Here is a 13,701-nt window from a genome sequence, read left to right on the forward strand (position 1 = left end):
CTCAGCCCTTCATCACATTGACGTCTTCCACGGCAATGGTGCCGCGGTTTCTGAAGAAGCAGACCAGAATGGCCAGACCAATCGCTGCTTCTGCAGCAGCAACCGTAAGAACGAAGAGGGTGAAAACCTGCCCCACCATGTCACCAAGGAAACTGGAAAACGCGACCAGATTGATGTTCACCGCCAACAGCATCAATTCAATGCTCATCAGCAGGATGATCACGTTCTTGCGATTGAGAAAAAGGCCAAAGATGCCAATGACAAACAGCGTCGCCGCTACTGTCAGATAATGTTCCAGTCCGATCATGGTCGTCCCTCAGTTCCTCCCCCAGCGGGGGAATAGTCAATCAGCGCCAATGGCGTGTTGGCGCTGCATATTTCACAAGAAGCTATAGCCGCCAAGCACAATGATCAGCACCACGATAACGACGATCAAAGTATTGCGTGACATCAGTTTTCTTCCCTTAATTTCAATATTCCACATCCCTCAGGATGAACGTTTAGTTCTTTTACAAGCCCTGTCCGGGCTTCACATCGTGGATCTTAATCGCCTTCGCCGGGTCGCGCATCATCTGGGCAACTACATCTTGACGCTTCACATCTCCACGGTGGCGCAGGGTCAGCACAATCGCGCCAATCATAGCAACCAAAAGGATCAAACCCGACAGCTGGAATACCAAGAAATACTCATCATACAGGATCAGGCCCAAGGCAGCTGTGTTCATCACTTGCGGATCAGTTACTTGGGCACGCAACCCCTCGGCCGCCGCGTTCGATTCCCATGCACCGAATGCCATTACAAATTGCATCAGGATAATCAGGCCAATGAGCAGTGCTAGCGGCATGTATTTCGCCATCTCCGCCTTCAACTCGGCAAAATCAATGTCGAGCATCATCACCACAAACAGGAACAACACCGCCACCGCGCCCACATAAACAATGATCAGCAGCATCGCGACGAATTCCGCACCCAGCAGCACGAAGAGCCCCGCTGCAGAAAGAAACGACAGGATAAGCCACAAAACCGAATGCACCGGATTACGGCTGATGACTGTGAACAGCCCCCCTGCAATCACGCAAATCGCAAAGAGATAGAATGCAAAAACGCTCATGCGTCACCTTCCTTAGTATTCGATTTGGCCTCAGCCGCCGCCATCTCGTCCAGCACGGGCTGGGCAATTTCGGTCGCACGCTGCATCGCGGGAATACCCGCAAACAGGGCCATCTGACCGATTGTCTCGATAATTTGTTGTTTGTGCGCACCTGCTTCAATGGCATGGCGCACCGTCTGGCGCACAGCAATCTCGTTTTGCGCGCCCTGCATGGTCAATCCCGCTAACGTCAACAAAAGCCGCGTTTTGGCATCCAGCCCGTCGGGGTTCATCTTGTTGCCAAAGAACGTCTCCATCATGTCCTTCGGCATCTTCCCCATCATGTCCTCAAAACCTTTGGGCGTGAACGCATCCATCGCAGGAAAGGACTTGGCCATCTCCTGCGCTGTGCGCATCATATCTTCCCACGGGTTTTTATCGGTCATTTTTCCACTACACCTTCATCATCGGGGTACATTGTCACTTCAAACATCCCCTGTGCATCGCTCTCCACCCATTCAGCAGGGTGGCGCAACTTTGCCGACGCAATCGTGTCTTTCAACGGGTTCAAAATCTCGTGGAATGCCGCCCGTGAGCCAAGCTCGCCTGTGCATTTTCCATAGATCGGATGGGCATCTTCGCTAAAAACTTTCAACGTCCTCTCCGCAAGATCGGCAATACCCTCAATCTCCCGAATATCCTCGGCATAGGTTTCGGCCACAGCCAACATGCCCGCATCCAACATCGTCGCAGATTCACCCAGCGCCACTGCAATCATATCCACCGCAGTGACAGACGAAATCGCCTGCCCCTCATACATTTCCAGCGTCACACCATGCGACACCAAACCGCCATTCGCTTCCATCAAAACAGCATCAAGCGTCCCGAAAAAGAAATCAGGGCCCATATCATGAATCATCTCAATGAGTTCATCTTTTTCGGCGGTAAAAGGATATGTCGCAGGGCTACTCATCTGTAGGGCGCATCCATCTCTAGGTTGCGCGCAATCTCAGCTTCCCAACGGTCGCCATTCTCCAACAATTTATTCTTATCGTAATACAGCTCTTCGCGCGTCTCAGTGGAGAACTCGAAATTCGGACCCTCGACAATCGCATCCACAGGACAGGCTTCCTGACAGAAACCGCAATAGATGCATTTGGTCATATCGATGTCATAGCGCGTCGTGCGGCGCGAACCATCCTCGCGCGGCTCCGCATCAATCGTGATCGCCTGCGCAGGGCACACGGCTTCACACAGCTTACACGCAATACAACGCTCTTCACCGTTGGCATAGCGGCGCAACGCGTGCTCCCCACGGAAACGGGGCGACAGTGGCCCCTTCTCATGCGGGTAGTTGATCGTCGCCTTCGGCTTGAACATGTACTTAATGCCCAGCTTCATGCCTTGGTAGAAATCCTGAAGCAGGAAATACTTCGCGTGGCGGGTATAGTCAGTCATATCAGCCTCCTACCGTGTAGCGGGCGTAGATGCCCCAGAACCATTCGAACTTTGCCGCAAATGCCACAAACACGACCCAGAACAATGAGAACGGCAGGAACACTTTCCAACCCAGACGCATCAGCTGATCATAGCGGTAGCGCGGCGTGATCGCTTTGATCAGCGAGAAAAAGAAGAACACGATGCCCATCTTGGCGATCATCCAGAAGATGCCATCGGGCAAGCCGGGGATCGGGGACAACCAGCCACCAAAGAACATCAGCGAGATCAGCGCGCACATCAGAACCACGGCCACCAGTTCGCCGATCATGAACAGGAGGAACGGCGTGGAGGAATACTCAACCTGATACCCAGCAACCAATTCTGATTCCGCTTCGGGAAGGTCGAACGGCGGACGGTTGGTTTCAGCCAGCGCCGAGATAAAGAAGAGGATCAACATCGGGAAGTGCGGCAACCAGTACCAGCTCAGCAAACCATAGTCGCTCTTCTGCGCTTCAACGATACCGCTAAAGTTCATGGAACCCGTAGAGATAATCACACCAATAATAATCAAACCAATCGAGACTTCATAGGAAATCATCTGCGCGGCAGAGCGCAGGGAGCCAAGAAAGGGATATTTCGAGTTCGACGCCCAACCGCCCATGATCACGCCATAAACCTCAAGCGAGGAAACTGCGAACACAAACAGGATCGCCACGTTGATATCCGACAGCACCCAGCCATCGTTGAATGGAATCACCGCCCAAGCGACCAGCGCCATCACAAGCGTCACCATCGGTGCCATAAAGAACACCGGACGGTCCGCACCCGCAGGCACAACGATCTCTTTGACGATGTATTTGCCAAAATCCGCAAACGATTGCAGTAGGCCGTAAACGCCCACCACGTTGGGACCGCGGCGCAACTGCACCGATGCCCAAATCTTGCGATCCAGATACATGAGGAACGCCAATGCAACAAGCAAAGGAATCACAACCAGAAAAATCTGACCGACAATCAGCAGGATCATCCCCAGTGTCGTATTTAAAAAGAAGTCAGCCATAGGTCCTCACACCGTCGGGATGCCTTTTTCACGGCAGTTTTGCGTCACCACCTCAGCATCAATAGTCTTCAAGCCTGATGGCAGGCTCGGCGAGATCGTGTAAACAGCATCGGCCCGCCAAATGCCACCCTCAATCGCCACATTTGTGCGTACATGTCGTGCAAATCCGTAGCCACGAATGAGCGTATATTGCGCTGCAGCACATTCCGCATAGGCCGCGACATTTTCGGAGGCACGCGCCTTTGTCATAGCAACATTAAACTGCACCAAATCACCATCAAGCAGCACAGTTTTCACCCCTTTATATTCAGGGATGAAATCTTCTGCTGTCGGAGTGGGAGGCTCACAAGCGGCAAGCGCCATAAGCCCTATCACACCTACCCGTTTCACTCCGCTGCCAATGCCTCGGTGCGACGCGTTTTTGCACCGGCTGAAAGCTCCGCCATCAGGCTGGAGGCCCGTGCAATCGGATTTGTCAGGTAGAAATCAGAGATCGCATAGGCAATCGGACCATCAGCCATCTTGCCAGCAGGCTCTGCCACCCACTCGTTTTCGGCCACTTCGTCAACACGGCCCAGATGCGGGTGCGCTTTGACCAATGCTGTGCGCAATGCGGCCAGCGAATCGTATGGCAGTGCGTCGCCCAATTCTGCACTCAAGGCACGCAGAATGGCCCAGTTCTCCTTGGCCTGACCCGGTGCGAATCCTGCACGCTGCGCCAGTTGTGGCCGCCCTTCGGTATTCACGAACAAGCCACCCTCTTCGGTATAGGCCGCTGCGGGCAGGATGATGTCGGCGCGGTGCGCCCCACGGTCCCCATGGCTGCCCTGATAAATCACAAACGGGCCCGCAGGAATGTCACCCTCATCGGCACCAAGGTTATAGATGACCTCCGCCGCAAGAACATCCGCAATGCCGCCTTCGGCAGTTGCCCCCACATCCATCGCGCCCACACGGCCCGCTGCGGTATGCAGCACCAGCATCTTACCACCTGATTTCTCGGTAATTGCCTGAACTGTGGCCAGCACTGCCGCACCATCCTCGGCCGCCAATGCGCCCTGACCCACAATCACAATGCAGTTTTTGTCGGCCAGATCGCCCATATCGAGGTCGAGGACATGCGCCAGTGCAGCGCGGTCGGTGCCCATATGTTCGTACTCATAGGTCAAATCGACAGCGGTACCAACCAATGTGATGTCACAGCCTTTGGTCCAGGCTTTGCGAATACGCGCGTTCAACACAGGCGCCTCGACGGCAGGGTTGGTCCCCACCAGCAGGATTTTGTCAGCCGTATCAATATCTTCAATCGCCGCAGTCCCGACATATCCGGAACGGTTCCCCGCAGGAAGCTTTGCCCCATCGGTGCGGCATTCTACAACACCGCCCTGCCCCTCGATCATCTGCTTGAGTGCAAACGCCGCTTCAACAGACGCCAGATCACCGACCAGACCGGCAACCTTCTTGCCTTTCATCGCGAGCGCTACCGCCGCCAAGGCTTCGGGCCATTCGGCTTTGCGCAGCTTTCCGTTCTCACGAATATAAGGCGTGTCCAGACGCTGCTTGCGCAGACCGTCCCAGACAAAACGGGTTTTGTCGGAAATCCATTCCTCGTTCACACCGTCATGGTTGAGCGGAAGGAAACGCATCACTTCACGCCCCTTGGTATCGACGCGGATATTGGAGCCGAGGGCATCCATCACATCAATCGACTCGGTCTTGCTCAATTCCCATGGACGCGCGGTAAAGGCGTAAGGCTTCGAGACCAACGCACCCACAGGGCACAAATCAATGATGTTGCCCTGCATATTACTGTCGAGAGTTTGGCCCAAATAGGAGGTAATCTCCGCATCTTCGCCACGGCCCGTCTGGCCCATCTGCGCAATACCCGCCACTTCGGTGGTAAAGCGCACGCAACGGGTGCACGAGATACAACGCGTCATATGCGTCTCGACCAGTGGGCCCAGATCAAGGTCTTCGGTCGCGCGCTTCGGCTCGCGGTAGCGGGAGAAATCCACACCATAAGCCATCGCTTGGTCTTGCAAATCACACTCGCCGCCCTGATCGCAGATCGGGCAATCCAGCGGGTGGTTGATGAGCAGGAATTCCATCACACCTTCACGGGCCTTCTTAACCATGGGCGAGTTGGTCTTGACCACTGGCGGCTGGCCCTCAGGACCGGGGCGCAAATCGCGCACCTGCATCGCACAGCTTGCCGCAGGCTTGGGCGGGCCGCCCACAACTTCAACAAGACACATCCGGCAATTGCCAGCAATCGTCAGCCGCTCGTGATAGCAGAAACGCGGCACTTCCACGCCTGCCTGCTCACACGCCTGAATGAGCGTCATCGCCCCTTCGGCTTCAACTTCTTTACCGTCGATGATGATCTTGCGAATGTCACTCATGGTATCACTTTTCTCTCAGCAATGAGCCGATGCGGCTCGCTTTTTGAATCTCTTTACGCCCAAGCGCGCAATAGCTTTGCGGATCAGAGGTCACAACCCCGTTAGCCCGCAAATATGCTTCGCCTTTTGCACGCATCCGCGCCTTCTCGGCATCCGAGTCGCCATAGGCTTCGATCTCGTCGTCTGTATACCCTAACTCACGCGCATGTTTACGCGTTGCACGGTAGAGTGACAGCGCCTTAACGACGCGGGGTGCGATGTCGGGGCACTTCTTGCGTATCTGGTCTGCAACAGCAACATCAAAAACCGCCTGATCAATCTGTGCCACATCTCTGAGCGGCGGTTTTGCTGCAACTGCTCCTGCACTTACCGCAAAAAGACTTACCGTTAGAATAAGGTGACGCATGTTACTTTCCTCGTATGCTTTGGGGGCTTTTGCCCTTGTTTGCATGTGCGGGGTTGGTCCTTGTTATGCAATATCAGCGCACAATGGGCCATCTATTTCCCCCGTCTTCGTCTATCTTGCGTTCGGGCACCGTCCCTGCAGCGTCAATGTGTCTTTTTCGATGTTGAGTTGCCCCTCGGGCGCATCCGGCCCGGCCGTCCAGATGATGTCGGAACTACCATAGGTGTTCACGCAATAGACGGTCGCCTCAAAGCGTCCCGCCTCTCGCGCACCTTTGAGGGATTTCGACACCGGCTTAACCGTCACGGTGAATACGTCGAATTGACGTTCCACTTTCCGGATCTTGGAGGTGTAGAACTGACCGTCAAAAAAGATGCGATCCTCAGCCGAGGTACAACCCGCAAGCAGCCCCGCGCACAGCGCTATGCCAGTCCAAATCTTCATCACCGTCTCCTCCACACATTTATGTGCGGTTATTTTTAACTATTTGCCCATGTTATTGCGCAAATCAACAGGCAGGGCCAGAGCTTCTTCGCTTACCGGCGCTTGCGATCCCGCAAGGGCGCTATGCCATCCAATGCTTTGCGCAAAAATGCGATGGCCAGATTGAGCCCGACATATACCATGCCAATTGTGGGAACATAAAACCAAGCCGACATCAGATTATTGGAAACCGAGCTATAGGTCGCCCAAGCAGGCACTGCAAAAACGATCACAGTCAGCGCAAACGCGCCCAAGCTCAGCAGCCCGTCCCATATATTTCGGAAAAATCCCATTGCCCTACCGCGTGGCCACAACGGGCCAGCGTGCAAACACCAAAACAAACAATGCTACAAATGAAATCAAGACCATGGCAATCTGATAAAGCGGAATAACCAAGGGGATCGGCCCCAATACTTGATAGAAAGTGATCCACCCGCCGCCAAGGTATATCCCGATCTGGCTAAACACTGGCACAAAGGTAAATAACGAGGTCCAGCGCGGCAGCCCCGCTTTTCTTAGAATACTAGCAAACAGAACAAACTGGATCACCGCGATCACAAAAGGGATCGCGATGAAATTGAATGCTTCAGCCAGCAATGCGCTCACTCGGCTGCTACAGGTGCAACACTGCTACCGCGCTTGTGCGCAATACGCTCCTCGATGTCGCCACGGAAGTGGCGGATCAGACCTTGGATCGGCCAAGCAGCCGCATCGCCAAGCGCACAAATCGTGTGGCCTTCAACCTGCTTTGTCACGTCGAGCAGCATGTCGATCTCTTCTGGATCGGCATCGCCTTTTACCAGACGGTCCATAACCCGCATCATCCAGCCCGTACCCTCACGGCACGGCGTACACTGGCCACAGCTCTCGTGCTTATAGAACTTCGCCAGACGCCAGATCGCTTTGATCACGTCTGTTTGCTGATCCATGACGATCACTGCCGCCGTACCAAGGCCCGACTGCAATTCATTACGCAGATAATCAAAATCCATCGTCGCTTCGCGCATTGCTTTGCCCGGGACCATTGGAACCGACGACCCACCCGGGATCACAGCCTTGAGGTTATCCCAGCCGCCACGAATGCCGCCGCAGTGCTTTTCGATCAGCTCCTCGAACGAGATGCTCATCGCCTCTTCAACCACACAAGGGTTGTTGACGTGACCAGAGATCGCAAACAGCTTGGTGCCCGCGTTGTTCGGACGGCCAAAGCCTGCAAACCATCCACCGCCACGGCGCAGGATCGTCGGCACAACCGCAATCGATTCCACATTATTCACAGTGGTCGGGCAACCATAGAGGCCGGCCCCCGCAGGGAACGGCGGCTTCATCCGCGGCATGCCCTTTTTACCTTCGAGCGATTCCAGCAATGCAGTCTCTTCACCGCAGATATACGCGCCCGCGCCGTGGTGCAGATAGATATCAAAATCCCACCCCGACTTGGCCGCGTTCTTACCAACCAGACCCGCGTCATAAGCCTCGTCAATCGCCGCCTGAAGCGCCTCTTTCTCGCGGATATATTCGCCACGAATGTAGATGTAGCAGGCATTCGCATTCATCGCGAAGGAGGCGATCAAGCAACCCTCGATCAACGTATGCGGATCATGGCGCATGATCTCGCGGTCTTTACAGGTCCCCGGCTCAGATTCGTCCGCATTCACCACCAGATAAGAAGGACGTCCATCACTCTCTTTCGGCATGAACGACCACTTCAGACCTGTCGGGAAACCCGCACCACCACGGCCCCGCAGACCAGAGGCTTTCATCTCGTCGATGATCCAGTCGCGGCCCTTCTTGATGATTGCCGCCGTGCCATCCCAATGGCCGCGCTGTTGCGCGCCCTTTAGCGTGCGATCATGCATGCCATAGATGTTGGTAAAAATCCGGTCTTTGTCCTGCAACATGGTGCTCATCCGTCCTGTCCAGATTGGCGCGCGCGCCACATCCGGAATGCTTGTATAAATACCCACAGAAACACGGCAGCAATGCCAAGCTCCAACAGGCCCATTGTTTGATTGGACCATCCGAAAATGGTCCCTGCGGCTTCAATGCCAATAAAGGCAAACGCTCCCGCAACACTTACCAGAGCAAGGCGCCGTCCGTCGCGCGACAGTTTGTCGTCATTGTCTGCCACGAACAGCCCCTATCCTCAGGTCTTTTTCTTGCGCGAGAATTCAGTCTCGCCACCTTTGGCCAAAATTTTAGCCTGGGACATCCAGTCATCCCGCTCAATCCGGCCCTTAAAGCGCAAGCGCTCGTCGACCCATGCGATATCTTTCTTTTTGAACTTTGCCACTTGGTCAAAGTGGTAGATACCCAGATCGTTGAGCGTCTGCTCCAGCTTGGGACCCACACCGCTGATCAGCTTGAGGTCATCCGCACCACCGTCCCGTGCAGCACTCAACATCATGGCCGGCTTGGCGTCTGCTGCTGCCGCCTTTCCCGAGGCTTTTTCTTTCGGTGCTGCTTTGGCTTTGGGCGCAACTTTCGCCTGAGGTGCCGCTTTTGCTTTTGCCGGCGTACTCATGAGACCCGATGGCGCCTGCTCTGCTGTCGTAGAATGTACGCCTGTCCAGTTGCCCGCAGGCGCCGTTGTGTCACTTGCATCCGCGGGAATTGTCCCAGCTTCGGGGCCACCTACAGATTTGGCACGTGTTGTCGCAGTTGCCGATACGCCACTTGTCTCGCCTGCCGTGCCCGGCTTTGTACCTGCTGTGCCCGCGTCTGTGCCAGCCGTACCAGCGCCAATACCAGCCGCACCCGCAGAAACGCCTGCGGACCCGTCCTGTGCTACAGGTGTGTTCACGGCATTCGCCGCCGCCGCACGCTCTGCATTTCGCGCCGCCGCTTCGGTTGCATAGCGCGTTGCAGGCTTATCTTCCGCAGCCAGATCAGCAGCAGCCGTCTGAGACTTGCAAATGGTTAAACTCAGAAACAGCCCCAAAACAGTACCGATCAAACCACCGGTAAAGATCGCCTGCAATGCACCGAAATCAGCCATCCAATACAGCATGATCATCGCAATCACGCCCGCAAAAGCGGCAACGCCCCAGCTGGTGATCATACACTCTGTGTTATTTTGTTTTGAAGCCATGGTCGAAATCTATCCCCCAGATGGATTATGGAACGCGTTAATCGTAACGCCCGTCTTTGCTGGCTTTGGCGGAAAACTCTGTCTCCTCCCCCCGTGCCAACTTATCGGCCTGATCAACCCAATTGTCCCGCGACGCACGACCCTTGAAACCCTCAAGGTTCTGATCAACCCAAGCAAGCTCATCTTGCCCCCATTTTGCGATTTGGTCAAAATGGAAAAAGCCCATAGAATTTACCATAGTCTCAAGCTTGGGACCGATGCCCTTGATCAGCTTGAGGTCGTCCGCACCTGATTTGCGCGGCGCACTCATCGTCCGCGGCTTCTTGCCCGCGGTTGGTGCCGCTGTGCCAGATTGTGCTTTCACGTCTGTTTTTGCCTTGGGCGCAACGGTACCGCGCACGGGCTTTGCGGCTGTCTTGGCGTCTTTGCCAGCCACTTCCGCCACACCGTCAGAGGCAGCACCACGTGTCCGGTTTGCCGCCGCTTCTCCTTTGGCACGCCCCCCCTGCGCACCGTCGGGACCCGAAGGTGGCATCATATCATCGCGCTTTGCAGCCGTTGGCTTTTTGGCCTTGTTGGCCGCCTTGCCCTGCCATGGCGTCAAAAGCGGCACTTCAGTTCCGTCAATCCGCTTAACTGTGTCGCCAATATCTGTCGCCAATTGAACGGAGGCATTAAACTGCGTTTTGCCACTGTCATAATCCGTGAGCGAGGTAAGTCCGGTCAGCGGCTCGGAGGCATAGCGGCCGTTCTGCGGACCCGGTGTTGGCACTTCGCCGCGCGCCAATTCATCCAGCATCGCGGTAAACCGCTCTGCCGTAAGGTCCTCGTAATAATCTTTGCCGATCTGGGCCATGGGCGCGTTGGAGCATGCGCCCAAACACTCAACCTCTTCCCACGAAAACTTCCCGTCCGCCGAAAGCTGATGCGCATTCGGCGCAATCTTTTCCTTACAAATCCCGATCAGATCCTCGGCCCCGCAAATCATGCAGGACGTGGTGCCGCAAATCTGGATATGTGCCACAGAACCAACAGGTTGCAGCTGGAACATAAAGTAGAATGTTGCCACTTCGAGACCGCGAATATAGGCCAGCCCCAGCATCTCGGAGATATGCTCGATTGCGGGACGGGTGAGCCACCCTTCCTGCTCTTGCGCACGCCACAACAGCGGAATAATCGCAGAGGCCTGACGGCCCTCGGGATACTTGGTAATCTGCGCTTCTGCCCATGCTTGGTTCGCTGGGGTAAAGGCAAAAGCTTCGGGCTGGTCTGGGTGTAGTCGACGTAACATGGGCAGTCCTATTGGGTCAGAATACAGACAACGGGAATATTTGGCACAGTGCGTTGCGGCTTTTCACCCGCAAGCTCGGCCAATAAAACACGCTGTCGTTCAGCCTGATCGTCACCTTGATCGGCTATAAAGCAAAGATATTGATCTGTGTCGCGGCGCATACCGTATATGGCGCTACCACTTGCAGATGTAGCAAAAGGCGTAAACCCCTCAAGTGCAAGGTCAGAGGAAAAGCGGAATTCGCTCTCGCCTACTTCAAATTCAGAAGCTGCAACAGCGGACGCACCACAAAAACCAATCGCAAGCACAAGTGTGCCTAGCCCAGCAATTATCCCTGGGCTCCAAGGAGCATCTGCTCCCGTTTGGTCTTGGTCTTGGCTACGCACCATATCAGGTTTCCTAACGCCTATTCTTTACACTCAGGCGGCAAAAGCAGCAGCGTTTTATCGTCACTCGCAAAGACCACGATGCCCTCTGCGATCAAATTGCCGATCATCGTCACGGCATCGTCTGTCTCGATCTTAAACTTGGTCAATGTGGCCTGCGTCAACTCGGGCGATATTTTGCACCCGTTTTCCTGCATCACTTTGATTACATCGTGACGCTTTCCGTGGGCCGCATGGGCATGAGCTTGAGTCACAAAAAGAAAACTCGCCAAAACAGCCGAAAGACACTTCACTTCCCCGCCCCCTCAGTTGGCGCGGATCAGAGTGCACACATCACTCCCCCGCCCCATCAGAATTGCGGTTTGCCCATTTTTGCTCACCATTCTGGCCTTACGCTTAAGCGTTCCCGTCGCTGGCGAACAGCTTTGATCCGCCACGGACTGACTGCTTAGAAACGTATCAAGGACAAGCTGGACCGTCTTATCATCCTTGGCGCTGCGTTCCCCTGCCGGTTTATCCAATACAGGAAGAAGGGCTGCAGACTGCGCACTAAACGACTGACATTGCGCAACGGACAACGCACAAAGCTGGCCTTCCTGCTTGGGAGCTGCCGCAGCCCGACCCAGTGCGGCAGAGGACCCTGCCCCTTCATCACAAGCGGTCAGCGCAAACAGAGCGACTATTCCAAAGGCAGCAGCCCGTTTCATCTGTCTACCTCACCGAACACGATATCCATCGTCCCGATAATCGCCGCCACATCGGCCAGCTGGTGACCCTTAGCCAGATAATCCATCGCCTGCAGATGCAAATAGCCGGGCGCGCGTAGCTTGGCGCGGTATGGCTTGTTCGTCCCGTCAGCCACCAGATACACACCAAACTCACCCTTGGGCGCCTCAACGCAGGCATAAACTTCACCCGCAGGTACGTGGAACCCTTCGGTATAAAGCTTGAAGTGGTGGATCAGGCTTTCCATGTTCTGCTTCATGTCTGTGCGCTTGGGCGGCGTGATCTTGCCACGGGCAAGGATATCGCCCTTCCCCTCGGGTGCACGCAGCTTTTCAATCGCTTGCAACATGATGCTGGCCGACTGACGCATCTCTTCCATGCGCACCAGATAGCGGTCATAGCAGTCGCCGTTCACGCCCGTAGGGATCTGGAACTCAAACTCGTCATAGCACTCATAAGGCTGCGCACGGCGCAAATCCCACGCAAGGCCGGAGCCGCGCACCATCACGCCAGAGAAACCCCAGTCCTGAATGTCTTGCTCCGTCACCACGCCAATATCTACGTTGCGCTGTTTGAAAATACGGTTTTCAGTCAGCAGCGTATCAATATCGACCATAAACCCGCTCAGGAATTTATGCGTCCATGTCTCAATATCAGTGAGCAGCGCCTCTGGCAGGTCCTGATGCACACCACCGGGGCGGAAATACGCCGCGTGCAGACGCGCGCCACAAGCCCGCTCGTAGAAGATCATCAAATCTTCACGCTCTTCAAAACCCCACAGCGGCGGGGTCAGCGCGCCTACATCCATCGCCTGCGTGGTCACGTTCAGCAGGTGCGACAGGATGCGGCCAATCTCGGAATACAGAACGCGGATCAGGCTCGCACGACGCGGCACTTCAACACCCGTCAAACGCTCAATGGCCAAGCACCAAGCATGCTCTTGGTTCATCGGTGCCACATAATCCAGCCGGTCGAAATACGGCAGGTTCTGCAAATACGTTCGGCTCTCCATGAGCTTTTCTGTCCCGCGGTGCAGCAATCCGATATGCGGATCACACCGCTCCACAATCTCGCCGTCAAGCTCCAGCACCAGACGCAAAACGCCGTGCGCCGCAGGGTGCTGCGGGCCGAAGTTGATGTTGAAGTTGCGGATTTTCTGTTCGCCTGTGAGGGCGTCTTCGAAACCTTTGGTGCCGTCCATCATTTTACGTCTCCTGGCCACCGCTTAAATGCAATGACCCAAAAAAGAATAACTGCCACAGGAGGAATAACGGCCAAAAGTGCAAGCCAACTCGACAAACCTGAGCGCGGTAGAATACGCCAAA

20 protein-coding genes are annotated in these 13,701 nt (G+C 55.2%); all 20 read right to left on the reverse strand.

The genetic code is table 11. The annotated features are described in order from the left end of the window. Position 1: 1 nt before the first annotated feature. The 20 genes from nuoK to Q0775_RS01150 all read right to left on the reverse strand — a co-directional run bounded on the left by nuoK (position 2) and on the right by Q0775_RS01150 (position 13,580). Positions 2-307 (reverse strand): NADH-quinone oxidoreductase subunit NuoK, encoded by a 306-nt coding sequence (gene nuoK, locus Q0775_RS01055; protein ID WP_025062630.1) that lies wholly within the window; start codon positions 305-307, stop codon positions 2-4. A gap of 202 nt (positions 308-509) precedes the next feature. Then, positions 510-1,112, reverse strand: coding sequence for an NADH-quinone oxidoreductase subunit J (locus tag Q0775_RS01060; RefSeq protein WP_298857299.1), 603 nt, complete (start codon positions 1,110-1,112; stop codon positions 510-512). Continuing rightward, positions 1,109-1,537 carry a carboxymuconolactone decarboxylase family protein gene (locus Q0775_RS01065; protein WP_298857301.1) on the reverse strand — a complete coding sequence of 143 codons (429 nt, stop codon included), beginning with the start codon at positions 1,535-1,537 and terminating at the stop codon, positions 1,109-1,111. The genes Q0775_RS01060 and Q0775_RS01065 overlap by 4 nt, the downstream gene beginning before the upstream one ends. Continuing rightward, positions 1,534-2,064, reverse strand: coding sequence for a hypothetical protein (locus Q0775_RS01070; RefSeq protein WP_298857303.1), 531 nt, complete (start codon positions 2,062-2,064; stop codon positions 1,534-1,536). Before Q0775_RS01070 ends, Q0775_RS01065 begins: the two co-directional genes overlap by 4 nt. After that, complete coding sequence (nuoI, locus tag Q0775_RS01075) at positions 2,061-2,549, reverse strand: NADH-quinone oxidoreductase subunit NuoI (protein WP_298857305.1); 489 nt, start codon at positions 2,547-2,549, stop codon at positions 2,061-2,063. Before nuoI ends, Q0775_RS01070 begins: the two co-directional genes overlap by 4 nt. A 1-nt stretch (position 2,550) precedes the next feature. Continuing rightward, positions 2,551-3,591: an NADH-quinone oxidoreductase subunit NuoH gene (gene nuoH, locus Q0775_RS01080; protein ID WP_298857307.1), complete on the reverse strand. Its 1,041-nt coding sequence runs from the start codon at positions 3,589-3,591 to the stop codon at positions 2,551-2,553. A gap of 6 nt (positions 3,592-3,597) precedes the next feature. Then, complete coding sequence (locus Q0775_RS01085; RefSeq protein ID WP_298859892.1) at positions 3,598-3,954, reverse strand: hypothetical protein; 357 nt, start codon at positions 3,952-3,954, stop codon at positions 3,598-3,600. Between the two features lie 23 nt (positions 3,955-3,977). Then, the gene (gene nuoG, locus Q0775_RS01090) at positions 3,978-5,993 is read right to left on the reverse strand and encodes an NADH-quinone oxidoreductase subunit NuoG (RefSeq protein ID WP_298857309.1); all 2,016 of its coding nucleotides are present in this window, start codon (positions 5,991-5,993) and stop codon (positions 3,978-3,980) included. Positions 5,994-5,997: 4 nt separating this feature from the next. Continuing rightward, positions 5,998-6,399 (reverse strand): DUF5333 domain-containing protein, encoded by a 402-nt coding sequence (locus Q0775_RS01095; protein ID WP_298857311.1) that lies wholly within the window; start codon positions 6,397-6,399, stop codon positions 5,998-6,000. Between the two features lie 111 nt (positions 6,400-6,510). Continuing rightward, positions 6,511-6,843, reverse strand: coding sequence for a hypothetical protein (locus tag Q0775_RS01100; protein ID WP_298857313.1), 333 nt, complete (start codon positions 6,841-6,843; stop codon positions 6,511-6,513). A 92-nt stretch (positions 6,844-6,935) separates the two neighbouring features. Then, a complete protein-coding gene (locus Q0775_RS01105; RefSeq protein WP_298857316.1) occupies positions 6,936-7,175 on the reverse strand; it encodes a hypothetical protein in 240 nt (79 codons plus the stop codon). A 4-nt stretch (positions 7,176-7,179) separates the two neighbouring features. After that, positions 7,180-7,488, reverse strand: a complete 309-nt coding sequence (locus Q0775_RS01110) for a hypothetical protein (RefSeq protein ID WP_298857318.1) — start codon at positions 7,486-7,488, stop codon at positions 7,180-7,182. Beyond that, positions 7,485-8,783 (reverse strand): NADH-quinone oxidoreductase subunit NuoF, encoded by a 1,299-nt coding sequence (gene nuoF, locus Q0775_RS01115; RefSeq protein WP_298859894.1) that lies wholly within the window; start codon positions 8,781-8,783, stop codon positions 7,485-7,487. The genes Q0775_RS01110 and nuoF overlap by 4 nt, the downstream gene beginning before the upstream one ends. A 5-nt stretch (positions 8,784-8,788) precedes the next feature. Then, entirely contained in the window at positions 8,789-9,013 is a 225-nt protein-coding gene (locus tag Q0775_RS01120; RefSeq protein ID WP_298857320.1) for a DUF5337 family protein, read from the reverse strand. 15 nt (positions 9,014-9,028) lie between these two features. After that, positions 9,029-9,973, reverse strand: a complete 945-nt coding sequence (locus Q0775_RS01125) for a hypothetical protein (RefSeq protein ID WP_298857322.1) — start codon at positions 9,971-9,973, stop codon at positions 9,029-9,031. A gap of 37 nt (positions 9,974-10,010) precedes the next feature. Then, on the reverse strand, positions 10,011-11,264 hold the full coding sequence (locus Q0775_RS01130) for an NADH-quinone oxidoreductase subunit E (RefSeq protein WP_298857323.1): 1,254 nt from the start codon (positions 11,262-11,264) through the stop codon (positions 10,011-10,013). An 8-nt stretch (positions 11,265-11,272) separates the two neighbouring features. Then, positions 11,273-11,653 (reverse strand): hypothetical protein, encoded by a 381-nt coding sequence (locus tag Q0775_RS01135; RefSeq protein WP_298857324.1) that lies wholly within the window; start codon positions 11,651-11,653, stop codon positions 11,273-11,275. Positions 11,654-11,670: 17 nt separating this feature from the next. Further along, entirely contained in the window at positions 11,671-11,943 is a 273-nt protein-coding gene (locus Q0775_RS01140) for a hypothetical protein (protein ID WP_298857326.1), read from the reverse strand. A gap of 12 nt (positions 11,944-11,955) precedes the next feature. After that, positions 11,956-12,357, reverse strand: coding sequence for a hypothetical protein (locus tag Q0775_RS01145; protein ID WP_298857328.1), 402 nt, complete (start codon positions 12,355-12,357; stop codon positions 11,956-11,958). Continuing rightward, the gene (locus tag Q0775_RS01150; protein WP_298857329.1) at positions 12,354-13,580 is read right to left on the reverse strand and encodes an NADH-quinone oxidoreductase subunit D; all 1,227 of its coding nucleotides are present in this window, start codon (positions 13,578-13,580) and stop codon (positions 12,354-12,356) included. The genes Q0775_RS01145 and Q0775_RS01150 overlap by 4 nt, the downstream gene beginning before the upstream one ends. Between the last annotated feature and the right edge of the window lie 121 nt (positions 13,581-13,701).

This window comes from uncultured Sulfitobacter sp. (assembly GCF_947499945.1).
Lineage (GTDB): Bacteria > Pseudomonadota > Alphaproteobacteria > Rhodobacterales > Rhodobacteraceae > Sulfitobacter.